The sequence below is a fragment of the Streptomyces sp. NPDC050704 genome (assembly GCF_040654355.1).
GTDB lineage: Bacteria > Actinomycetota > Actinomycetes > Streptomycetales > Streptomycetaceae > Streptomyces.
Genome location: NZ_JBFAHW010000128.1, coordinates 1 through 22,143 on the forward strand (window position 1 = coordinate 1; position 22,143 = coordinate 22,143).

Consider the following 22,143-nt stretch of genomic DNA (forward strand, 5'->3'; position numbering starts at 1 on the left):
GATGGCCAGCGGCGACAGGGCCCGCCACCGGCTCTCCCGATCCGGAGACCGGCAGCTCAACTCCGTTCTCCACACCATCGCCGTTGTCCAGATTCGCATGCCCAACTCGCCCGGGCACACCTACTACCAGCGGAAACTCTCCGAAGGAAAGACTCCCAGGGAAGCCAAACGCTGCCTGAAACGTCGCCTGGCCGATCATGTCTGGAAAGTCATGCTCGCCGACGAACGACGAGCCCAACCTCTTGCCGTCACGCCTTGACAGACACAGAGGCACCCCCGTCGTTCGGGAGGTAGTCGGCGGCGTTCCCGCAGGGTCGTCGACAAAGGGCCGTCTGCGAGCATGTCGGCGAAGGAGTACTCCACCTTCGCGACGACTTCCTTCAGGCTGCATGAGCCGTCGACCAGCAGCTCGCGGTACATGCCGCCGCCCATCATGGCCTCGACCGCGCCCGCCCGGGACGGCTTCGCGCAATCCTCACGCCACTCGAGCAACCGCTTGAGTCCAGCGAAGTCGGCAGCCACGGCGTCCGCGCCGCGCGTGTACTGGTCCGGCGAGAGTGTGAGGCCGAGCAGGGCGAGTGGGCGTGGTGGGCCACGGGAGTTGGCGCGGAGTGCGGCGGCGATGTTCCGGTCGATCCACGCCTGAGGGTGCTGCGGCGATGCCTGACTTGAAAGGGGGCGGATTTCGAATGCCGGGCCATCCATGAGGCCGGTCGGGGCGAAGTCCGGTCCCTGGCGCACGCCGCGGCCGACCGCAAGAACCGGGCCTTCGATTGAACCGTTGGTGCCGTAGGACCGTCGTCGCTCGCCAGGAAGGTCACAAGGCGACTCGGGCAGGACCGTCCCGCACACCGTGACGGATTGAGGCCGCCCGATGGGCAGACGGAGCCGCATCCGACGCCACCCGTCTCTTCATCAACGGTCGGAAAGCGGAGTCAGCATGGATGAGGATGAGCAGAGAGGTGCTGTCATGGGACAGTTCGAAGGAAAGACCGCCGTTGTCACCGGCGGAAGCACCGGCATCGGTCTGGCGACGGCCATACGGCTGGCGGGTGAGGGTGCGCACGTGTTCGTGACCGGCCGGCGCAAGGCCGAACTGGACGCGGCCGTCGAGACCATCGGCTCGGCGGCAACCGGCGTTCAGGGCGACATCTCCGACCCCGCCGACCTGGACCGGCTGTTCGCCGCGGTCCGCGACCGCGGGCAGGGGCTCGACGTGCTGTTCGCGAACGCCGCGATCGCCTCGTTCGCGACGCTGGAGCAGGTCACTGAGGAGCACTTCGACCAGATCTTCGGCGTCAACGTCCGGGGAACGGTCTTCACCGTCCAGAAGGCGCTGCCGTTGCTCAACGACGGCGCCACGGTGGTCCTGACCGGCTCGAGCAACGGCGTCCGTGGCGGGGAGGCGTTCGGCGTCTACGCGGCGTCCAAGGCGGCCATCCGCTCCTTCGCCCGGACCTGGGCCAACGAGCTCAAGGGCCGGGGCATCCGGGTCAACACCGTCGCCCCAAGCCCCATCGACACCCCCGGGCTCGCCGGCCTCGCCCCCGAGGAGATCGGAGCCGCCGACTTCACGGCTCACCTCGCCGGCACGGTCCCGCTGGGCCGGTTGGGCCGCCCGGAGGAGGTCGCCGACGCGGTGCTCTTCCTCGCTTCAGCGCAGAGCAGCTTCGTCACCGGCGTCGAGCTCGCCATCGACGGCGGCCTCAACCAGGTCTGAACTGGGAAACGGCCTGGAAACGGCGAACGACCGGGACCACCGCATTGATCCCGGTCGTTCCGCGGCCAGAAGCCGTGCGAGGCGACGCACGACGACCTGGTTACCGTCATGACCCGGATCCGCAAGCTGGCCTACGCGATCCTGGACGGCATGCTGATCCTGTGTGACCGGGTCGCGGATCAAAGCCCTACTACTCCGGCAAACACCGATATGTCGTAAACGTGAGTACGTTCGCGGACAAGGCCTGCCAGGGCGCCGACGGCAGCATCCGCACACCGTTCAAACGGCTCCGCTACCGGCCGAAACTGTCCCGCCGACAGAAGAGCGTCAACAGAACACACGCCCGGATCCGCGCCCGGGGCGAACCCGCCAACGCGACCCTCAAAGGCTGAACGATCCTGACCAAGCCGCGCTACTGCCCACGCCGCGCCACGGCGATCGTGCAGGCCGTTCTCGTCCCGCAGCCGCAGTTACGTGGGCCGGTGGCCTCGACGACGGCAGTGGCTGAGACGGGCGCGGTATTGATGGCGACGCCGCCGATGTGACCAGTGCAGAGGTAGCTCTCGGGCGGCCGCCGCCCCGGTGATGCGGTCCTGACTTCTGCCGGAGGAGTCCTGGAACGCCGTCGTGGACACGGCTGACACACCGCCGACGACCAGCAGGAGAGCGAGCAGAAGCGATCGAAGTGGTCGAAGTGGTCGAGGTGATTTCACGTGCACGGAACACGCCTCTCAAGTCGGGGATCATCTGCGCACGCACTATGTATGTGTGTAGCGAACGGTTCACGAGGCGCGCAGTTCTTGACGAGGGCTGATCGGAAGCCGGGCGATGTTGAACTGTTCGCCCCGGTGACCCGTTGTGTCTGCGGGGTTCGAGCAGTGTCGCTGCGGTAAGCGCGACCACGTGGGGTGACCGCGGCCATCGCCCAGTACACGCATGAGCTCCTGCCCGACTTCGACCGCGAGTGGCACGGATTGCAGCGCTACGGGCGACCCTGCTGGAATGCGTGAACCAGGCCGACCGTGTCGGCCGTGCTCTCGACGACCTCCACGCCGATCTGCGGCGCGCTGCCGGCGGGGAGGTTCTGCCGAAGCGAGCCCCTCATCGCCGACTACACGCCCCTCATCGAACGCCTCACCCTGGGCAGGGAATTCGCCTTCCGGCTGACCGCCAACCCTGTCCAGTCCGTGCACCGGCCCACCAAACCCAGTGCCGAACAGGCGGCCCGCCTCACGCCCGGCACCGAACCCTCCGACGTAACCCGCAGGCCCCGCGGTTTCCGCGTCGCCCACCGCACCGCCGACCACCAACTCGGCTGGCTGCTCACCAGAGCCGAACGCCACGGTTTCACCATCCCCACCACACCAACCACCCCGCCCGCCCCCGCCCTGAACACCGACAACACCTCCCCACCCCCGCCGCCCGCCGTCACCCTGGTCGCCCGCGACATCCTGCGCTTCCGTAAGCACACCAACGGCCCTCGCGTCACCATCTCCACCGCCACCTTCCAGGGGCGGCTCCGCGTCACCGACCCCGACGCCCTGCGCACTGCCCTGCTGACCGGCATCGGCCCCGCCAAGGGCTACAGCCAAGGCCTGCTCACCCTCGCCCCGCTCCCGACGGAGACCACACACCCTTGAACGGTGGGCACATCGACCTTCGGTTCACCGCCACGTGCAGTGAACCGTCCGGGGAGCACTCGCGTTCGGATAAGCGACCCCCCGGCAATACGCATGGAGAAGTCCCGAGCCCAAGAGGCCGAAGCATCAGCGCGAACAAAGGAACTCAGTTGAATTTGCGTTCACTTGTCCCGATCCATCGGAATGAGAGGGAGAGCCGCTCCTCCCCGGAGGGGGCGCCCGAGGAGACGAGCACGTCATCGCTTTCACGGAGAGGTGTTCTGGCCGCGTCCGTCGGGGCTCTGCTCGCCGCAGGATGCACCAACGGTGAACAACAAAACGCCGGTGCCGGCCCCAGCGAAGGAAATCCCGCCGACGAACTGTCCGGCCAGCTGGGAGCCAACTTCAACGAGCACGCCGACAGCGTGACATTCGACGAACTGCGTGGTCTCTCCGCGAGCTGGCTTCGGGGATTCGTCCCGATGCCCGAGGTCAAGGCCGACGCCTCGCAACAGCGTGCCGTCAAGTTGCTCATCGACGCACATGACCAAGGCTTCGGCACGGTGCTCTCGCTGAAGTTCCCGTTCCACCACCAGCCGATCCCCCGCCCGGACACTCAGGCCATGACCGCGGAACTCACCCGGGTCGACAAGGTCCTGCAAGCCGTTCTCGACACCGTCGACGTGCTGACCATCGGCAACGAACCGTTCATCGAGAGCCGTCCCCAGGACATCGCCTCGGACACCATGAACACGTACTACGAGACCGTCGCGGCGCACGTCATCGCCTACCGGAAGAAGCACTTCCGCTCGGGCTGCCGGACCCGCCTCTACATGGGAGCGCTGAACCGCCTCGGTCAGCCGGACGAACGGACGAGGGCCACCGCCCGCTGGCTGTCCTTCACACAGGGGACCCCGGAGATCGAAGGTGTGGACATCCACCCCCATGTAGCCGCTCCGGAAAAGGTTCAGCCGTTCCTCGACTACATACTGCCCCGGCTCCGTAAGGACCAGAAGTTCCTGGTCACCGAGTTTTCCCTGATCCACCTCTGGAAGAAGCACCTCAAAGACACCATCCCCGCCGAGTTCGCACGCCGTTACGACTTCCCGCCGGACACTCCGGTCTGGAAGATGATCAGCGAAGCAATCGACCGCCCGGTGCCGGAGGAGCAATGGCACGACTTCCTCGCAATGAGCCCCTGGTTCGAGAACAACAAGCACTTCCTGCGGGACCAGATGCGCCGATTCCGAGACACCGGACGCCTCGCTGTGGCGACATACGGCGTCACCCAGTCCGAGGCCATGGCACGGAACTTCGGTCCGGACAAGCAACCCTGGCTACTGAACAGCCTCTACGCCAACCAGACCGCCAAGCCACCTCACGGCGACCTGCCGGCCCGCAGCTACGGGTTCTTCGACGACTTCCGTGCCCTCCAGCGGACACAGGACCGCCGGCCGGTGCGAACGCCAAGAGTCGCCACATGAGACACACTGCCGAGCGACTTGCCGTCCGGGACCGGAACAGGATCCCGCAGAAGCGCCGTTCTCTTCTCTCTTGAAGTGGCTGCGGAACATCCGATCCCGACGGATGGCGTCCCGTACGCGGCACCGGGCCCATCCTCAATGTGCTCGACGTCCTGCACGCCGACCGCCTCGCCCTGTGCATCCACGACGGCGATCTCCAGCGGGAACTGACCTACGACGGGCTGCGGGCCGCCGAGGCCAAGGGCAACAAGGATGGTCGACGGCCGGCTGTCACGAGCAAGACGATCGCCGACGTGCGCGCCGCATACCTCGTCGGCCAGACCATCGCCGCCCTGGCCCGCGAGCACGGCGTCAGCCGCGGCGCCGTTCGCACGGCCGTCACCGACCTCATGCCCGAGCACGCCGCAGCCGACGAAGGCACCACGGCCCCGGAACTGCCCGTCTCCCTCGACATGCCCGGCAAGCTCGCCGGCTTCCTCCGCGCCACCGAGCTGGACGACGCCGAGCGGGCCGCGCTCAACCACGGCGTGACGGTACGGCGCGGCCAGGGCTACACGCTGCGCGTCACCACCTCGCCCGCGGTCCACCGCCAACGCCTCGCCCGCCGCCAGCCCCTTGACGGGGCCCAGTGCACCCCGGCGGTCCCCGCGCAGCGCAAGCCCGCGGGAGTACCAGAACCGCACCAACACCCTCGTGGCAGACGCCCAGCGCTGAGCAGTCAGCGCCAGCCCACAAGGCTCATCCAGGGGGTAGGTCTGCATGAGATGTCTCTCCATCACGTTGCCCCTTCATCCACCGTCCTCCTCCAGCACGCGGCTCGCTACCGAAGGAGCCGCAGCCCCGAGTACGTCATGGCTGCTGAAGTGGGCGAGTCGCGCTGATGGCGTTTGGCTGCGCCTGACCTACCGCGCGAGCGCCGCCTCCCACCTGGAGCGCTGCCTGCGGAAGGTGCCGCAGGCGCTCTTCCCTGCCTTCCGTCCGCTCCCGCTCACGGCCGGGGCGTGCCCGGACGAACCGGACCCCGTGTACTGGCGGAACAGGTGGAGACGTCCCGCATCCTCCTCGATCTCGCCACGCTGATCCTGCGCTGGGACAATGCGTCCGACAGAGACTGAACCCACCGTCAGATCGAGACTTCTTACTCCGGCTCCGCGAGCGCTTCCAACATCCCGCGGTCGGGGAGTGGGGTGGCGGTGAAGATGTGGTCGGGGTCGTAGGAGTCCTTGGCCGCCATCAAGCGGGCGGCATGGGTGCCGTAGGCGTGCGCGATCTGTTCGTGCTGGTCGGGTCCGAGGAAGTTGGGGTAGCCGCCGGGCAGCGCGTGCGGTGCCAGGGCGGTGCTGACGTCGTCGGCCCAGTCCCTGTACGCTCCGTGGTCCTCGTCCGGCCCACGACCGGCCGCGATCTCCACCGCGAGGTGGCCGGTGCGCAGCCCGAAGGCGGTGTCGTCGACGCCGACACGGGTGGCGGCGCCGTGGAACTGGCGCAGGCCGATCCCCGCCCCCGGCCCGGGACGTTTCTCCGCCGAGCCGATCAGCAGGTCGATGAGGTCGGGCGTCAGGGCGGCGACGCTGCGGGTGCGTATGTCCCAGTGCATCCCGTCAGGTACGTGCTGGTCGAACTGCTCCAGCAGGTCCTTCTGGGTGGTCGGACCGACGGTGCTCGTCAGCGGGGTGCCGAGCCCCAGGACATCAGCGAGGGCGGCGTCGGCATACTGGGGCTCACCGGACCAGACCAGCACGACCAGCAGGCACGGCCGACGTCGGGGACGAAGGACATCTCCAGCAAGAGGGTCAGCCCGTCGGGTGCGTCGGCGACCAGCTCCGCGTAACGGGCCAGCACTGTCGCCGCTTCCTGCCAGGGGAACAGGACCATGCCGCCGACCAGACCGCGATCAGGGTGCAGGCGGACGCGCATCTGCGTCACCACGCCGAAGTTCCCGCCGCCGCCGCGCAGCGCCCACAGCAGTTCCGGGTCGTCGTCGGTCGAGACGAGCCGGCCGTCGGCGAGCACGACCTGTGCGCTCAGCAGGTTGTCGGCGGCCAGGCCGGCCGTGCCCAGCAGCGGGCCGTAGCCCCCGCCGAGGGAGAGCCGGCCATGCCGCCGACATACTGGCCGATCGTATTGAGTCGGGGCGGACTGCGGCCCGATCCGCTTGCCGGTGTGTACGTCGGCGACGGGCACGTCGGCTGCCGGCGCGCGGACAGCCGCTTGGGCGCCAAGGCCCGCCACGCCGAGCACGGCGCAGGACGCGGGCGACGCGACGCCGCCCGCGGACGAGTAACGGGGCGGTCTTCGTCTCCTCATCTCCCGGTCACCCGATCTGGCCCGCGGTCCAGCAGTCCGGCTTGTCCGGCCGACCGCATGTGGACAGGGCGGTCAGCGTGCGGTGCAGCACGGCCCGCCGGTCCTCGGGCAACTCGGCCGCCGTGTTGGTCAACTGGTGAGGATCGGCGGCCAGGTCGTGGTACTCCACCTCGCCCGTCGCGTACTCCACGTACAGCTCGTCGGCCGTGCGGATCGCCTTGTAGGAGCCCGGCTGCGCGTTCCCCGGCCCGGCCACGGCATCCGGATCCCGGGACGTAGTGGCAGCGTGCGAGGTGTGCTCCAGGAATGCCGCGTCGCGGGCCCAGCCGTCCGTTTCGCCGCGCCACAGCTGGGCCATCGACCGGCCGTCGCTCGCACCCGGCGTCAACCCGGCCAGCGAAAGGAAGGTGGCGTACATGTCGGTGTTCTGCACCAGTTCCCTGCGGGTCGCCCCTGCCTTCACCTCCGGCCCGGCCACCAGGATCGGCACCCTGGCGTCGTGGTCGTACGGAGTGCCCTTGCCTTGCAACAGCCGGTGCTCACCGAGGTGAAAGCCGTTGTCGGAGCCGAAGACGACGTAGGTGTTGTCCGCCACGCCCAGCTTGGTCAGGTGCGCCCTGAGCCGCTTGATCATGTCGTTGAGCGACTGCATCATCTGCACCCGCAGCCGGTGGTTACGGTCGATCGCGGTCTTCTCGTCCGCGGTCAGCGCGCTCTCGCGCAGCCACTGCGGCCCGTCGGCGACGGTGCGGTCGAAGGAGCCGTCGCGCGGCGCCTTGACGTCGTTGCAGTCCACGGGGCCGCAGTCGCCGGCGAAGCCGGCGTCCGGATTCGCCCGGTCGCGAGGCGCGGGTACGAACGGCAGCTTCGCGTTCCGCGCCACCGCCGAGTGCGGAGCGAAGGGGGAGACCTCCAGGAAGAACGGCTGGTCCGCGTGGTCGTTCACCGACCGGTTCAGGAAGGCCACGGCCTTGCCGGACAGCAGATCGGTGAGGTACGTGTCCTGGTAGTGCCGCCGCTTCTTGTTGCCGTCGACGGCCTCCGTCATGGGGTAGTTCATCTGGCCGTAGCCGCCTTTGCCGGCAACGTGCCATTCGTTCCAGCCCGGCGGCACGTAGTCGGCCGGGTAGTCGTAGTCCCAGGCGGGGTCGGCGCCCTCGGGCCGGTATTCGTTGAGGTACTTGCCCATCTTGCCGGTGCGGTAGCCGGACTTGCGCAGTGCGGTGGCGTACGTGCGGTCCTCGTCGTCGAGGAAGGCGCCAAGGCCGCCGTCCCCGAACTGCGAAGTGTTCGTCAGCACTCCGGTGTTGTGCGGCATCCTGCCGGTCAGGCCGGAGGCCCGGGACGAGCAGCACAGGGAGTCGGCGAAGACGTAGTTGGCCATCGTGGTGCCCTGCTGCCGCAGCTGCGCCGCCTCGGTCATGTAGCTGAGCAGGTCGGCTGACATGTCGTCGACCTGGATGTAGACGATGTTCGGCCGTTCCGCGGCGGGTCGTTCCGCGTCCGGGGAACCTTCGTCGGCGATGACGGCGGCTGCCGTCACGCCGGCCGCCGTCAGCACCAGGGCGAGCCCCACGACAGCCGCGTTTCTCAGTCGCTTACGGATGAGTGCACCTCGCATCCCTCGGTGGTCGCATCGGTCCGTCCGCCGCTCGGCCCGGTACCTCGATCAAAGCAACGGCGCAAGCGGGGAAGGCAATGTCAAGTGGCTCTGCCTCTCCGCCTCCAGGGCATGCCCTCGGCGTAGGAGGCCATGGAGGCCATGACGTTGGTGACGCCGCATTCGATCTCCGGATGGCGGCGCAGCTGGCTGAGCACGCCTTCTCGGGAGATCGGATCCGAGGCATTGACTGCCACGGGGATCTCCCCGTGCTGCCTCGGGTGCCCGGACGAGCGAACGCCGGAATCAGCCTTAGGTGCTCCTGCCTGGGGCCGCTGTTGCCCCAGCTGGTGCTCCGTGGACGCCCGGACATGGTTCGTGCGGCCTCCGGTGTCAGCATGTGCCGAAGGTCCGACTGCCTGCCACCGGACGGTGACGGTGACTCGACGGCACTGCTCGACGTTGGTTCGGGCTCATGGTCGAGAAGCACCTACGTGTCCGGCGTCCAAGTGGTTCATTTCTGCCGCCGTGCACCCGGCACCGGTCCAAGTGACCATCCCCGGCATCGGCCCCGCGGCGGCTCAGATCATCATCGCTGAGACGCACCGTCACCGTCGCGGAAAGCACCAGCTCACCGCGAGTTCGAGACCCTACAGACGCTGTCGGCGCCACCCCCTCGGCTCCGGATACCTCGGAGGCCCCAGTGGACATGACCGTCGTGCTTTCTCTCGGCGGTTCGGGCTTGGTCGGTGCATGGCCACCACGTGCTCGCGCCGCGCACGATTCACCGGCCGCCGGCCCGCGACCCCGGCGTTCGACGCGGCCCGGGAGTTGAACCGTTCGTCCCGACGGCTCGTTGTCCCTCGTGTCAGCACCTCGACCGACAGAGGCACCCTCCCCCGAGGTCAGATCAGCCGATTGATCAACACCTCAGCGGCCCATCACCTCACCGCCCCTCGACGAGGACGTCGCCTACGCCGCCGCCCGGCCGCCACCGGCACCTCGGTCGAACGGCACGTCCAACCCGGGCTGCCCGCACGCATTCGACCACCTGGCCCCGGAGCCCGACGTCGCTCACCGCGCCAGGGCCGACCGACTGCGCGCTCTGACCAGCTTCTGACCGGTCGGTCGAGAAGTCCCCACTTCACCGAGTCCCCAACTCGTCAAGTCCCCACCCTCACCCTCACCCGAAGAAGGTCATCATGAGCTCCCAGGATCATCAGGATCAGAAGGTCGCCGTCATCACCGGCGCTTCGCAGGGCATCGGCGCCGGCCTCGTCGATGCCTATCGCAAGCTCGGCTACGCCGTCGTCGCCACCTCGCGCACGATCGCCCCCTCCAACGACGCGGGGGTCCTGACCGTCCAGGGTGACATCGCCGATCCCGGCACGGCCGAACGCGTCATCGCCGCCGGCGTCGAACGGTTCGGACGTATCGACACCCTGATCAACAACGCGGGCATCTTCCTCGCCAAGCCCTTCACCGACTACACCCGGGACGACTACGCCGCCGTGACCGGTGTGAATCTGGCCGGCTTCTTCCGCACCACCCAGCTGGCCATCGAGCAGATGCTCGCCCAGGGCGGCGGCCATATCGTCAACGTCACCACCAGCCTGGTCGACAACGCCGACTCCAACGTCCCCTCCGTGCTTGCATCGTTGACCAAGGGCGGCCTGCAGTCCGCCACCAAGTCCCTCGCCATCGAGTACGCCACGCGCGGCATCCGTACCAACGCCGTCTCCCCGGGCGTCATAAAGACCCCCATGCACCCCCCGGAGACCCATGAGGCCCTCGCCGTCCTGCATCCGGTCGGCCGGATGGGCGAACAGAGCGACATCGTCGACGCGGTGATCTACCTGGAGAACGCGCCGTTCGTCACCGGCGAGATCCTCCACGTCGACGGCGGCATGAGCGCGGGCCGCTGACCCGCAAGACCCTGCTCGCGATGCGTGACAGGCAGGCCGCGTCAGCGGGTGGTGCCCGAAGGTCTTCTTCCAGGTCGCGGCGGCGTCCTGCTTCTCGGAGTGCGCCAGGACGAGGACACCGTCCAGGTCGGCGATCACCTGCCCGCCCGCGTCCGGTGCCGCTTCACCGGCCAACTCCAGGCATGGTCGCGTACTTCGGCGCGGGCGGTGCGCAGCGCTGCCAGTACCCGCTGCCCGCGCCGGCGCCGGTTCGCTGATCAGCCGGGAGACCGGACCGCACCACTGGAGTACGCGTCACGGCCTGCTGCCCCGCCGCCACCGGCACCGAGTACTTCGGTGTCCTCGGCAACGACGAGGAGGCACGTTTCGGTCGCAAGCGGCTGTCGAGAGCGCGCTGGGGCCCAGGCACCCGGATCCGTCCGCGAAGAGCATCGGCTGAGAATCACGCCCGCGTCCTTGCCCCGTCTCGCCCTCCGTTCTGTCTCTCCACCGTTCCATCTCTCCACCGTTCTGTTTTTCCGCTGTCAGCAAGTCGGAAGGTTCCAACGGATGTCCCACACACTCGTCATCGGCGGCTCACAAGGCCTCGGCCGCCATATCGCTGAGCATTTCACCAAGGAGGGCGGCCGCGTCACCCTCACCAGCAGGGACGCGTCGAAGGCGGAAAAGGTCGCCGCCGAGATCGGAGGCGCGGTCACCGGGCTCGCCGTCGACCTCAGTCGCCCGGAGAGCATCGAACAGGCACTGGCACCGGTGAAGACCGTGGATCACTTGGTCATCACGGCCATCGAGCAGGCGGCGAACTCACTGCAGTCCTTCAGCGTCGAGGACGCGCTGCGGGCGACGACGGCCAAGGTCGTGGGATACCTGGAAGCGGTCCACACCCTCACGCCGCGCTTCGCTCCCGGAGCTTCCATCGTCTTGTTCGGTGGCCTCGCCAAGGAACGCCCTTACCCGGGCTCCACGGTCGTGACGGCCGTCAACGGCGCAGTCTCGGCGCTGGTACGCACCCTGGCCGTGGAGCTGGCACCCATCAGGGTCAACGCCCTGCACCCCAGCCTCGTGGGAGACAGCCCGCAGTGGCGGGACAGGCCACAGCCCCCTCAGGTGACGCGCACCCCCATCGGACGGCCGGTCACCATGGCCGAGGTGACCGACGCCACCGTGTTCCTGCTGCGCAACACGGGCGTGAACGCCGTGGACCTCTACCTCGACGGCGGCCTGATGGTCAGCTGACGCGTCCTGCCGGTTCGAAGACACACCCCGCGCGGCGGGCGGCCCACGCTCGGCATGTCGGCGTCGCTCCCGCATGGTGGCCGTGCACCGGGCCCGATGACCGTGCGCACCCCCGCCGATTTGCCTGGGCACACCGGGGAAGCACAGCCGTGAGGCCGGGCGGCAGCCGCTCGACGCGGTCGGCTGCCGCTCGCCCGGCCCGCACGCCGTCGCGTGGGTCGCTTCGGTTCGCGTGCTGCGCTGGTGCCGTACGTACGCGGCCGGAAGATTCCGCCGAACGCCCAGAACACCGCGGGCGGGGCGGGGGCTCAAGTCACGGGCGGCAGACCCGGGCCGGTGGTGCCGAGCGGCTCCCGGGAGATGATCTGCGAGACGGGCCAATCGATGCCCTGGGGCGGCCACGACTGGCCCGTCTTCTGCAGGAAGGAGGCCGGAGGCTCGACCAGCGGCTGCTGGGTGCCCTCGGGGATCATCGTGGCCCAGGTGAGGTCCTTCGTGCGATCGTCGAACTCCGCCCGGATCTGCTCGAGCAGATCCGGCTGGGTGATGAGGTCGACGGCGGAGGCGGCGAGGTAGCGGGCCGCGGACAGCATGCCCTGGTGACCGATGTTGGTGGTGGCGGCGGAGGTCACCGCCCAGCTGTGGTTGGGCAGTCCGGCCGGGATCGTGGCGACGAGCGCGACCAGGGTCGGCGTCTGACAGCTGACGTCCGCGGTGTCGATGAGCCGCCGCCGTCGGCGGCGAGCGCCGGGGTCAGTCGGCTGGTCAGCCGTACGGCACTGAGGTAGCTGAAGTCCAATTCCCGCTGCCAGTGCTCGTCGGGGATGGCTGCCGTGCCCTCGACGAATGTGGTGGAACCGCCGCCGACGCTGTTGACGAGAACGTCGAGTCCGCCTGGTTCGCCGAGGACGGCGTCGGCCCCGGCCTGCGCGCCGGCCACGCTGCTCAGGTCCGCCCGCACGTGCTTCACGCCCGCGGGCGTCGGGTCGGATGCCACCGGCCGGAACACGGCCGGCTCGGCCCGTAGCAGGCCCACATCGGCCAGGCAGCCTCCGCCCGGGGCGCTTGGGCGGCCCGGTCTCGGCGCGCTGGGTGAACCCGATCCGGGTGGACTTCGTAGTGCCGACGGATGCCCCACTCCGGGGCCTGGGACTGATCATTCGACCGGCCTGCAGAGCCACCTACGAGAGCGAGCGCGGCGTGACCAAAAAGCACCTGCCACTCCGATCGGGACAGCACGTCGTCATCACAGGCGGCTCGTCCGGCCTGGGCCTGGAGGTCGCTCACCAATTGGCGCCCCGCGGCGTCATCCTGACCCTGCTTGCGCGCGACCTCGACAAACTTGAGGCTGCTCGCAAGGAGATCGTCGCCCGGAGACCGGATGCCGACGTCGCTGTCGTCGCAGTCGACGTGGCGGACGGTGTCGCGCTGAACGAGGCGTTCACACGGAGCGCGGCCAGGACAGGCGGCCTCGATGTCCTGGTGAACTGCGTGGGGACCGTCCGCGAGGGCTACTTCGAGACGCTGGCAGACGACGACTACCGAGCCGCCATGGAGACCAACTTCTTCGGGACCGTGAACGCGATCCGTGCCGCGCTGCCCTCGCTGAAGGAGTCCCGCGGCCGGGTCGTCAACATCGCCTCGGTCGGAGGACTGGCCGGCGTCTTCGGATTCACTCCGTACTGCGCCTCCAAGCACGCCCTCGTGGGGTTCACCAACTCCCTGCGCTTCGAGCTGGAACCCCAAGGCGTCACCGTGCAGTTGGTCTGCCCCGGCGAGTTCGACAGCCCGATGGTCGCCGCGCTCGAGACCACCCGAACGCCCGAGAACCGCGTGCAGACGCACGCCATCCCCAAGATCCCTGCGAAGCAGATCGCACGCGAGATCGTCAACGGTATCGATGCCGGCACGGGCGACATCGTGCCCGGCCGCTGGACCCGATTCTTCGTGACGGCCCTCCGGCTCGCTCCGGGCATCTCCAGTGCCATGGTCCGGCGACGCATCGCCGGCGTCTACCAGGGCCCACCGCGCGGACACTGACGTCCATGGAACGGTGCCGCTCCAGCTCGGCCTGGCGGCGCCCGAGCAGTGACAGGCCCGTCGCCTTCCTCCGACTCCGGGCCGACTTCGTACGTGCCGAACGGGCCCGGCTCACCCCGCGCGCCCCCAGCAACATCCCGTCATCCCGACCTTCCCACCCACGCGACCCGAGGAATCACCATGGCCACCATGGACCGTAACGAGAACCCGCCCCGCTTCGACGACCTGCGCGCGCTGTTCGTCAACTGCACGCTCAAGCGCTCGCCCGAGATCAGTCACACCGAGGGGCTCATCGACAAGAGCCGCACCGTGATGGAGAAGAACGGCGTCGCCACCGAGCTGATCCGCGCTGTCGATCACGACATCGCCATCGGTGTCTGGCCCGACATGACCGAACACGGCTGGGAGACCGACGCCTGGCCGTCGCTGTACGAGCAGGTGATGGCGGCCGACATTCTCGTGCTGTGCGGACCCATATGGCTCGGCGACAACAGCTCCGTGATGAAGCAGGTGATCGAGCGTCTTTACGCATGCTCCAGCAGCCTCAACGAGCAGGGCCAGTATGCGTATTACGGTCGGGTCGGGGGTGCTCTTCTCACCGGGAACGAGGACGGTGTGAAGCACTGCGCCATGAACATTCTCTACAGCCTGCAGCACCTCGGGTACACCATCCCGCCGCAGGCCGACGCCGGGTGGATCGGTGAGGCGGGCCCCGGGCCCTCGTATCTGGATCCTGACTCCCACGCCCAGGACAACGACTTCACCAACCGCAACACCGCCTTCATGACCTGGAACCTGATGCACATGGCGGCGATGCTCAAGCGCGCTGGGGGCATCCCGGCGTACGGCAACCAGCGCTCCGGCTGGGACGCGGGACTTCGCTTCGACTTCCCCAACCCCGAGTACCGCTGAATGTGCTCGCCGGGTCGACTTGATCGCACGCCGACCCGGCGGTGGGCTGCCCGCCAAGTCCCCACCCACCGGCTGGCTGGTGGGTGCGGGGGCGGCGACCCGACCGACCGCGTCGACCTGGAACCGCCATCGCTGGTGTTCTCCTTCGACCACCGCGTACGGGTGATCGGAGACGGGACGTGACGACCACGACGTACTCGGGAGGCCGGCCATGAGAGGCTCCGTCGACGGCCTCGGTTCCTCCGCACCCCTCGGCACGATGCTCCCGGCCGTCTTCGCCGATGACGATCTCGCCCAGCGCTTCGTAGCGGGGCTCGACGACGTCCTCGCGCCGATCCTGAACGTACTCGACTGCCTGGACGCCTACTTCGCCCCCGCACTCACCCCGGTCGACTTCGCCCAGTGGCTCAGCACCTGGGTCGGTGCCGAGACCGACGGCACCGAACCCGAGTCACGGCTGCGTGCCGCCGTGGCGGCGGCCACGCTGCACCGCGTACGGGGCACACCGCGTGGCCTGTCCGAAGCGGTACGGCTCGCGTTCGGCGCCGAACCGGAGATCACGGAGAGCGGCGGCGCCGCCTGGAGCGCGCGACCCCGGGGCCCCGTCCCCGGCAGCCCCCGCCCCCGCCTCCACGTCGCCCTCCGGCTGCCCGCCCCCACCCCGGCGGACGCCTATCGCCTGGACACTCTCGTGGCCGCCGCCCGTCCCGCGCACATGCCTTACACCGTCACTGTGACCGCCGCCGAAAGGACCACGGAACGATGACCACGCAGAACTGCGGCGAGTGCGGCACCCGCGCGGAACCGGGGCAGTCGTTCTGCGACTCCTGCGGTGCCGTCCTCCGCTGGGACCCGGCCGGTGCCCGCACCGGCCCTCCGGCAGCCGCCGACGCCGGTTCCGGCTGGGACGCCTTCTCCCGCCCCGGCGGCACCGGCGTGTCCGGCACCGGTCTGGCCCGCCCGGCACACCGCCCGCGGGACACGGACACGCACGGGACGCCCACCTCCGGCCCAGGGGACGACGCCCGCGACACCGGCCCGACGCCGGCACCCGCCGATGCCGACATGCCGGCTACTCCCTCCGGCCTGCCCCGGCGCCACCCCTCCGGCGTGGTCCCGGGGCCCTCCGAGGAGCGGGACACCGCCGAGAGGACAGGAGCGTCCCGGTCCGCCCCCGACGCTCAGGGCGTGGGGGACGCCGATCCCGACATCCCGATGTCCCCCACCCCGGACGGCCTCCCCCCCCTCCCCCCCCGGGCGACATGTCCGACCGCGCCCGTTCTCTTGTCGTCCCCGTCACAGACCCGGAGGCCACCCCGCCCGCACCCTCCGCGGCCGTGGCCCCGGTTCTGCCCGGCCGACCCGACACCGAGCGGCCCCACGTACGAGCCCCTGGGCCCCAGCAGGAGGCCGAGGGCGGCCCGCCCTGCTCCTGGTGCGCCACCCCGAACCGCCCCGACCGCAGCAGGCCGAGATCACCGACCGGTTCCGCCGCGGCAAGCACCACCAACGGCCGTGTGACGGACGGCAACTGCTCCACGCGGTGGACGAACTGCTCCTCCAGCGCGTCCACCACACCGGCCCGGCCACGCCGCGGGCCGGGCACCCAGAACGGCCCCGCATCCTGTGCGAACTCCAGCAGCGCCAGCGGGTTGCCGCGTGCCTCGGCCAGGATCCGGTCGAACACCTCGGCATCCAGCCCGGCATGCGCCGCCGCCCCCAGTACGGCCCGGGCATCCTCGTCGTTCAAACCCGCAAGGGGCAACCGCGGAAGAGCGGCGAGGCCGGCCACCGAGCCGACATCACGCGCGGCGAACACCACCGCGATCCGCTCGACGGCCACCCGCCGGGCCACGAAGACCAGCGCCTGCCGCGAAGCGTCATCGATCCACTGAGCATCGTCCACCACGCAGCACACCGGACGCTCCCGCGCCGCCTCCCGCAGCAGCCCCAGCACAGCGAGTCCGACGGTCAACGGCTCAGGTGATGTCTGCTCACCGAGACCGAACACCGCCTCCAGCGCCCTCCGCTGAACTGTAGGAAGCCCCAGACGGTATTCCAGAACCGGTGCGCACAGCTGGTGCAAGGCACCATGGAGAAGGTCCTGCTCGAACTCGGTGCCCGCGGCGCGCAGCACCTCAAACCCATCCAGCGCCCCCACCGCCTCGTCGACGAGCGCCGACTTACCGATCCCCGCCTCGCCGGCCACCACGACCGCCCCACCATGCCCGGCGGCCGCCGAGGTCACCAGTCGGTCGATCTCACACCGCTCTGCTTGTCGGGCGACGAACTGCATCGGAATCGGCCTCCGGGTCACACTGCCACCATGGTGCTTCGCGTCCTGCGGTAAGCCGTCGGCGCCGTGGCCCTGCCGTCCGGACCGGTACAGCACCGGCATGAGAAGCCGGCGCAGCCTCTCTCGCGGCGGGTGCTCGGTCAGCCGCTCCCCGGTCAGCCGGGAACGCTCGGCCTCGGCCGGCGGGCCGTGGGCGGTTCGCCCCCCCGTTGTTCGGCCGACGAGCTGTTGGGCCGGCGAGCGTGCGTCACGCCGCGGACGAGTACCACCACGCGGGCTTCTTGCCGACCGTTTCGTCATCGCTCTCGACGACGCCCATGGCCAGCCGCAGGGCGCGTACCGCGTGGTGCACGCGGGACTTGACGGTCCCGGGCGGGATACCGAGCCTCTGGCCCGTCTCGCGCATCGACCTGCCGGCGTAGTACGTCTCGTACAGCACATCCCGGTGCTTGGGCGACAGGTGCTGGAAAGCCTCCTTCAGGAGCAGTGAGGAGAGCAGCCGGTCGACGTCGTCGGGCCTCGTCAGCAGGTCGTCCAGCCAGTCGTTGCTACTGACTTCCTGGGGGCGGGTCATGCGCAACCGGTACTCGTCGACGACGAGGTTGCGGGCCACTCTGAACAGCCATGGGCGCAGCTGCTGGTCGGGGGTCAGGTCCTGCGTGCGCCAGCAGCGCAGGAGCGTCTCCTGCACCACGTCCTCGGCTCGGTACCGGTCACCTCTCAGCAGCCGCACCACGTAGGCGTACAGAGCGCCCGCCTGTTCGTCGTAGAGCGTGCGCAGCGCGCGTTCCCGGGCGCTCACCGCTCCATAGGAACCCATAAAGGTCCAACTCACGTTCGTACCACTCCCTTGTTTCGTGACCTCGTGGAGGTCAGGCCTCGAAGCCGGCCGCGCTCGGCGGCCTCGATCCCGGGGGGAGTTTTTCGAGCGGGGTTCCACATCGCTTTGACGTTCGATTGACAGATGGAGCGGCAGAGACCACCGGACCGGAAGGAGCAAGCCGGGCCACGTACCGTGGCGACGGAATCGTCTCCTGCGCGCCACACCCGCCGCCGACCTGCGCGTTCTCCCTCAGGCCGCTCCGGTTTCGCGCGCGGCTACCGCGATGGCAAGGGCGCGTATACGGCGATTGACGCCACGCACCCATGCGGCGTCCCGCGCAGGGCCCACGGTCCTGCTCCGCGAGCCCGGACCACACGGCGAGCGGAGCCCGGCCGTGGTCGACGGCGGATGTCAGGTCGTCGATCAGCCGCCCGCGCGGTGACCGCGCGCATCAGGTCCTCGTGGGCGCGGGGTCACCCTGCCGGTAGCGGATCCGAATGCCGGCGTGTTCGAGACACATGGCCGTCGCGGCGGGGTCATTGCCGTAGAGGTACGCCGTGAACGCCTCCAGCGCGTGCGCTTCGACCCGGTGCTGCCCCGGGACCGTATACGGACTCTGCCCAAGGGCACCGCCCTGCTGCTGGCCACCGGCGTACGGCCCGCCTTGATCCGCCTGCGCCCCTGGTACAAGGAGGCCGACGCGGGCGCCGGCAGCCAGCATTTTCGACGGCTGGAACGAAACGGCAGCCTCGAACGCCGCGTCGTGTCCACCCGCCCCGTTGCCGTGGAATACGCCGTGCCCCCTCTCGGGCATACGCTGCGAGAGCCGGTATCAACGCCGTACAGATGGGCACGCGAACACTCGACTCACGCACGAGCCGCACGAGAGCCGCGGGACTCGTCAGAGAGGGCGGCGCCGATGCGAGCGGTGGCCTCGGCCTCGATCAGCTTCTGGAGCATGCGCGCAGCCACGGCCCGGACAAGCTCGATACCCTCGGACGAACGTAGTGGCTCCAGTAGACGCGTCGGGTCAGAATGGGCCAGGGCCGTCGTGCACGTCCAAGGTTGAACTGGCGCTTCACCAGGGAGATTTGCACGATGACCTACCTGTCCTCAGGGAGCGGACACCGGCCGAGGGAGTGCGCCTGGAGCGAGGACAGGCGCACTCGCGACGGTTGATCCCCTACGCCACGTGGCGGGACACCATCCTGCGGAGCCCCTGTCTCTTGCCCCAGCGGGGCGGCATCAGCAGCGGAAAGGGGCGGCGTGCCGCCTGTCATCTCAGCGGGTCCGGGAAGCCTTTGGGGCTGCTGCTCCTGAACGTCGCCCTGCTGCGAGTGCCTGCTGGCCTCATACGCCACCCTCCGGGCAGCCGCCTTCCAGGCAGTCTCCCTCCGGGCAGCCTCCCCCCGGGCAGCCTCGGCCACACGCGCCTGGGCAGCCTCCAAAGCAGCTAGATCCCGTAGATCCTGCAGGTGTCTGTCCAGCTCGGATTGCCGTTGCGACGGGGCCGACTCTTCGGGTTTGCGGGGTGGCGGTGATGACATCGCGTGACGCTCCAATCGACTAGAAGGCCTTGATCTGCTTCATCCCGCCGCACGTCCCACGAGAAGGGCCAACGGCCGGTCGCCCCGAACCCAACAGAGCGAAGGCTGACAGCGCCTTCAACCAACTGTCCCTGCGGGCCCGTAGTACCCCCCAACGGAATCAGAGGGGCGACGGTTCACTCCGGTTCAACTCTCGGTGTCCGCACCGGGCGGTGAACGCTGTCCGATCGTCGCGGAACGAGATCGTCATGCGGTGGTCCTCGCGGAGCAGGCTGTGAACCGGCCCCGATGCCCCCTGCGCGGCGCGGAGGAGCATCGCCCGTCCACGGCCACGGGTCCGCCCCCGTCGGCGAATGAACCGCGGCGCGCTTTTCCACGTTGAGACGCGCGACACGTAGGACCGCACCCCTCGGTCCCGCGCCGCAACACGTTCCCTCCGCCGCCCTTGCCGTGTTTCTGCTGCCCACAGGCGGCCCAACCGGTATGTCCTTCGCGGTCCTGTAAGAAGTCGTTTCTCGCGGTGTTTCATCCCGGAACCCGGGGTTGATCCCGTGTTGTCGGGTCGCGCCAGGAGATGGTGGCTTCGCCGGTGAGGCGGCGGGCCATGAGGTCGGTTATGGCGTCGGCCGGGTGACGTCGAGGACCTCGACGGTCAGCCGGTCGTCGTACGTATCGCACAGGTCTTCCAGAGCTGCGGGGCGGCGGACGGTGGCCGTGACGCGGTCGCCGCGCTGGAGGGCGTGCTCGGTGGGCTGACGCGCAACTGTTTGGCGACCGCGGCATTGTCGTGTCCCAGGGCGAACAACTCGGCCGTCTGCATCCGAATGTGCTCGCGGAACACCCGCCGCTCCGCGGTCAGCCCGCCCCCTTGCGGACACCTCATATGACCGGCCTACTGTCACAACCACAGCTTGTCAGCCCCGCGACATCACGCCAGCAAGGTCTTTAGAGGCTCACTGCCGCCGCCAGTCCCTGAACGCGGTGAGCAGATGCTCCCTGGCGTCTGGTGAGATGCTGTCCGGGGTCAGTTCGCCCGTTGTGGCGATTGTCTGACGGAATTGATCGAGGTAGCGCTCGCACCCGGAGCATTCCACCAGGTGCTCGATGAAGCGTCGCTCGTCCTCTTCGGGCAGGGTGCCCTCGATGAAATCGGTCACCAACTCCACGAAGTCATTGCAGTTCACGCGCGCCCCCTCCCGCCCGCCACGTCATGGGCACCGGGCAAGTACTCCTCCAGCCTACGGCGCAACATGGCCCTGGCCCGATGGAGGAGGACGCGTTGGTTTCCCGGCGAGATCTCCAGCAGGGAACACACTTCCTCCGAGCCGTACCCTGCGACATCGCGAAGGGTGATCACGGTACGGAGGCGGGGTGGCAGCTCGTCGATCGCATCCGCGATCACCTTGCGAACTTCGCCGCGTAACACATGGTCCTCGGGCATGTGCCAGGGACGCGGTTCCTGCCCGACGGCCCAGTGTCCGGCGTATTGCTCGCCGGGGACACGGAACCGTGAGGCGTCCACCGTCGGCCCTTCCTCCTCCGGCAGCAGACTGGCGAAAGGAACGGTCCTGCTCTCCTTTGTGCCGCGCGTCTTGGCCGTGTTGACCAGGATCCGGTACACCCAAGTCTTCAGGGATGAACGGCCTTCGAAGCCGCTGATCCCCCTGATGACCGCCAGCCATGTGTCCTGGACGGCCTCCTCCGCGGAGTCCTTGGTCGACACGAACGACATGGCCAGCCTGAGCATGCTGCTCGACCAGTTGTCCAGCACCAGGGCGAACGTCTCCTCGTCACCGTCACGCAGCCGCTGGACCAGGACCTCGTCCGGGGGCAGTTCGCGTGCGCCCGCCATTCATCTCTCCTTGCCGGCTGTCAACTGAAAGTGTCAGCCTAGGCCAGCTCAGCGAGTGCGATCGTGTAACGGTACGTTCGTTCATGTCCCGGTAAGGATTTTCACGGCCATGGAGACTGGGCGCCGGCGGGTCCGTCAGTCTCGCCGCAAGCCGCGGAACGCGCCGAGCAGTTGGTCGCGCGCTTCGGTGGGCAGGTTCTGGCCGGGCAGCGCACCCAGGACCGCAATGGTCTGCCTGAACTGGTCGAGATAGGTCTCGCAGCCGTCGCACTCCACCAAGTGCACGAGGCAACGCAGCTCGGTCGGCTCATCTACGGAGCCGTCGAGAAAGGTGGTCACCAGCTCAACGAACTCACCGCAGTTCATGAAACCTTCCTGTTCCCACACAGTGGACGGACGGTCGACTCCTCAGCCGGGCATGCCACCGAGCGGCCCCGTAGGGGCGCAGCTGGTCGTGTACGGTCAGGGGTTCAGAAACGATACCGCGTCGGACGGCGACCGGACCGAGCAAGCCCGCCGAAATCGTGTCGAGGCTGTTGCTGCGATCCGTGTCGCGATGCCAGAGTCCGCCCCTTCAGCAAGACACGTCGGACAACACATTGGAACAAGTCCATGGCGTCCCGACCCACCTTCCGCTGACGTCGGCGTCGCCAAGGTCGACTTCGCCCTGTCCGCCCCCGTGCCCTGGACCGCGCCGGGCTGCGACCTGGCCGGAACCCTGCATCTGATCGGCACCCGCCAGGAGGCCCTCGTCGCCGATCGCGCCATCCTGGCCGGCCGCT

The 22,143-nt window shown here is 68.9% G+C and carries 21 protein-coding genes and 5 pseudogenes; 12 read left to right on the plus strand and 14 right to left on the minus strand.

All coding sequences use genetic code 11. The annotated features are described in order from the left end of the window. The 6 genes and pseudogenes from AB0I18_RS43610 to AB0I18_RS43635 all read left to right on the plus strand — a co-directional run. Positions 1 to 259 (plus strand): transposase (locus AB0I18_RS43610; RefSeq protein WP_363111337.1); only part of this gene is annotated, 259 nt, incomplete at its 5' end. 711 nt (positions 260 to 970) lie between these two features. After that, on the plus strand, positions 971 to 1,720 hold the full coding sequence (locus AB0I18_RS43615; protein ID WP_363111338.1) for an SDR family oxidoreductase: 750 nt from the start codon (positions 971 to 973) through the stop codon (positions 1,718 to 1,720). Positions 1,721 to 1,810: 90 nt separating this feature from the next. Next, positions 1,811 to 2,265 (plus strand): annotated as a pseudogene (locus AB0I18_RS43620) (hypothetical protein); the annotation flags it as partial. Between the two features lie 486 nt (positions 2,266 to 2,751). Beyond that, the gene (gene cas6e / locus AB0I18_RS43625) at positions 2,752 to 3,360 is read left to right on the plus strand and encodes a type I-E CRISPR-associated protein Cas6/Cse3/CasE (RefSeq protein WP_363111339.1); all 609 of its coding nucleotides are present in this window, start codon (positions 2,752 to 2,754) and stop codon (positions 3,358 to 3,360) included. A gap of 404 nt (positions 3,361 to 3,764) precedes the next feature. Then, positions 3,765 to 4,823, plus strand: a complete 1,059-nt coding sequence (locus AB0I18_RS43630) for a hypothetical protein (protein WP_363111340.1) — start codon at positions 3,765 to 3,767, stop codon at positions 4,821 to 4,823. Between the two features lie 140 nt (positions 4,824 to 4,963). Then, positions 4,964 to 5,704 carry a hypothetical protein gene (locus AB0I18_RS43635; protein WP_363111341.1) on the plus strand — a complete coding sequence of 247 codons (741 nt, stop codon included), beginning with the start codon at positions 4,964 to 4,966 and terminating at the stop codon, positions 5,702 to 5,704. A 257-nt stretch (positions 5,705 to 5,961) separates the two neighbouring features. On the opposite strand, the gene AB0I18_RS43640 is transcribed toward AB0I18_RS43635, so the two are convergent. From AB0I18_RS43640 to AB0I18_RS43655, 4 genes and pseudogenes are all read right to left on the minus strand, one after another. Beyond that, positions 5,962 to 6,564, minus strand: coding sequence for a BBE domain-containing protein (locus tag AB0I18_RS43640; protein WP_363111342.1), 603 nt, complete (start codon positions 6,562 to 6,564; stop codon positions 5,962 to 5,964). Further along, positions 6,489 to 7,130, minus strand: a complete 642-nt coding sequence (locus tag AB0I18_RS43645; RefSeq protein ID WP_363111343.1) for a hypothetical protein — start codon at positions 7,128 to 7,130, stop codon at positions 6,489 to 6,491. Before AB0I18_RS43645 ends, AB0I18_RS43640 begins: the two co-directional genes overlap by 76 nt. Positions 7,131 to 7,137: 7 nt before the next feature. After that, a complete protein-coding gene (locus AB0I18_RS43650) occupies positions 7,138 to 8,751 on the minus strand; it encodes a sulfatase (RefSeq protein WP_363111344.1) in 1,614 nt (537 codons plus the stop codon). Positions 8,752 to 8,912: 161 nt separating this feature from the next. Further along, positions 8,913 to 8,993 (minus strand): annotated as a pseudogene (locus AB0I18_RS43655) (DNA-binding response regulator); the annotation flags it as partial. A gap of 939 nt (positions 8,994 to 9,932) precedes the next feature. Here AB0I18_RS43655 and AB0I18_RS43660 point away from each other — a divergent pair. Then, the gene (locus AB0I18_RS43660) at positions 9,933 to 10,655 is read left to right on the plus strand and encodes an SDR family oxidoreductase (RefSeq protein WP_363111345.1); all 723 of its coding nucleotides are present in this window, start codon (positions 9,933 to 9,935) and stop codon (positions 10,653 to 10,655) included. 39 nt (positions 10,656 to 10,694) lie between these two features. Here AB0I18_RS43660 and AB0I18_RS43665 read toward each other — a convergent pair. After that, a pseudogene (locus tag AB0I18_RS43665) lies at positions 10,695 to 10,891 on the minus strand (IS1380 family transposase); the annotation flags it as partial. Between the two features lie 313 nt (positions 10,892 to 11,204). On the opposite strand from AB0I18_RS43665, the gene AB0I18_RS43670 reads away from it, so the two are divergent. Then, the gene (locus tag AB0I18_RS43670; protein ID WP_363111346.1) at positions 11,205 to 11,891 is read left to right on the plus strand and encodes an SDR family oxidoreductase; all 687 of its coding nucleotides are present in this window, start codon (positions 11,205 to 11,207) and stop codon (positions 11,889 to 11,891) included. Positions 11,892 to 12,199: 308 nt separating this feature from the next. On the opposite strand, the gene AB0I18_RS43675 is transcribed toward AB0I18_RS43670, so the two are convergent. Together AB0I18_RS43675 and AB0I18_RS43680 are read right to left on the minus strand one after the other, a co-directional pair. Then, positions 12,200 to 12,523 (minus strand): hypothetical protein, encoded by a 324-nt coding sequence (locus tag AB0I18_RS43675; protein ID WP_363111347.1) that lies wholly within the window; start codon positions 12,521 to 12,523, stop codon positions 12,200 to 12,202. Next, positions 12,520 to 12,954: pseudogene (locus tag AB0I18_RS43680) on the minus strand (SDR family oxidoreductase); the annotation flags it as partial. The pseudogene AB0I18_RS43680 and the gene AB0I18_RS43675, both read right to left, overlap by 4 nt. 137 nt (positions 12,955 to 13,091) lie before the next feature. Here AB0I18_RS43680 and AB0I18_RS43685 point away from each other — a divergent pair. The 3 genes from AB0I18_RS43685 to AB0I18_RS43695 all read left to right on the plus strand — a co-directional run bounded on the left by AB0I18_RS43685 (position 13,092) and on the right by AB0I18_RS43695 (position 15,609). Next, positions 13,092 to 13,931, plus strand: a complete 840-nt coding sequence (locus tag AB0I18_RS43685; RefSeq protein WP_363111348.1) for an SDR family NAD(P)-dependent oxidoreductase — start codon at positions 13,092 to 13,094, stop codon at positions 13,929 to 13,931. 180 nt (positions 13,932 to 14,111) lie between these two features. After that, the gene (locus AB0I18_RS43690; protein WP_363111349.1) at positions 14,112 to 14,843 is read left to right on the plus strand and encodes a flavodoxin family protein; all 732 of its coding nucleotides are present in this window, start codon (positions 14,112 to 14,114) and stop codon (positions 14,841 to 14,843) included. Positions 14,844 to 15,054: 211 nt separating this feature from the next. Then, positions 15,055 to 15,609 carry a phage tail protein gene (locus tag AB0I18_RS43695; RefSeq protein ID WP_363111350.1) on the plus strand — a complete coding sequence of 185 codons (555 nt, stop codon included), beginning with the start codon at positions 15,055 to 15,057 and terminating at the stop codon, positions 15,607 to 15,609. 306 nt (positions 15,610 to 15,915) lie between these two features. On the opposite strand, the gene AB0I18_RS43700 is transcribed toward AB0I18_RS43695, so the two are convergent. The 3 genes from AB0I18_RS43700 to AB0I18_RS43710 form a co-directional block, all read right to left on the minus strand. After that, a complete protein-coding gene (locus tag AB0I18_RS43700; protein WP_363111351.1) occupies positions 15,916 to 17,439 on the minus strand; it encodes an ATP-binding protein in 1,524 nt (507 codons plus the stop codon). After that, on the minus strand, positions 17,387 to 17,974 hold the full coding sequence (locus AB0I18_RS43705) for a sigma-70 family RNA polymerase sigma factor (RefSeq protein ID WP_363111352.1): 588 nt from the start codon (positions 17,972 to 17,974) through the stop codon (positions 17,387 to 17,389). The genes AB0I18_RS43700 and AB0I18_RS43705 overlap by 53 nt, the downstream gene beginning before the upstream one ends. A gap of 439 nt (positions 17,975 to 18,413) precedes the next feature. Further along, positions 18,414 to 18,683, minus strand: a complete 270-nt coding sequence (locus AB0I18_RS43710; protein WP_363111363.1) for a hypothetical protein — start codon at positions 18,681 to 18,683, stop codon at positions 18,414 to 18,416. Between the two features lie 3 nt (positions 18,684 to 18,686). Between AB0I18_RS43710 and AB0I18_RS43715 the strand changes: the two are divergent. Next, positions 18,687 to 18,794: pseudogene (locus AB0I18_RS43715) on the plus strand (winged helix-turn-helix transcriptional regulator); the annotation flags it as partial. Positions 18,795 to 20,161: 1,367 nt separating this feature from the next. Here the strand turns inward: AB0I18_RS43715 and AB0I18_RS43720 are convergent. The 4 genes from AB0I18_RS43720 to AB0I18_RS43735 all read right to left on the minus strand — a co-directional run bounded on the left by AB0I18_RS43720 (position 20,162) and on the right by AB0I18_RS43735 (position 21,727). After that, entirely contained in the window at positions 20,162 to 20,392 is a 231-nt protein-coding gene (locus AB0I18_RS43720) for a hypothetical protein (protein WP_363111353.1), read from the minus strand. Between the two features lie 70 nt (positions 20,393 to 20,462). Beyond that, positions 20,463 to 20,693: a zf-HC2 domain-containing protein gene (locus tag AB0I18_RS43725; RefSeq protein ID WP_363111354.1), complete on the minus strand. Its 231-nt coding sequence runs from the start codon at positions 20,691 to 20,693 to the stop codon at positions 20,463 to 20,465. Continuing rightward, entirely contained in the window at positions 20,690 to 21,361 is a 672-nt protein-coding gene (locus AB0I18_RS43730; RefSeq protein ID WP_363111355.1) for a sigma-70 family RNA polymerase sigma factor, read from the minus strand. The genes AB0I18_RS43725 and AB0I18_RS43730 overlap by 4 nt, the downstream gene beginning before the upstream one ends. Positions 21,362 to 21,496: 135 nt before the next feature. Next, positions 21,497 to 21,727, minus strand: coding sequence for a zf-HC2 domain-containing protein (locus AB0I18_RS43735; RefSeq protein ID WP_363111356.1), 231 nt, complete (start codon positions 21,725 to 21,727; stop codon positions 21,497 to 21,499). Positions 21,728 to 22,143 lie beyond the last annotated feature (416 nt).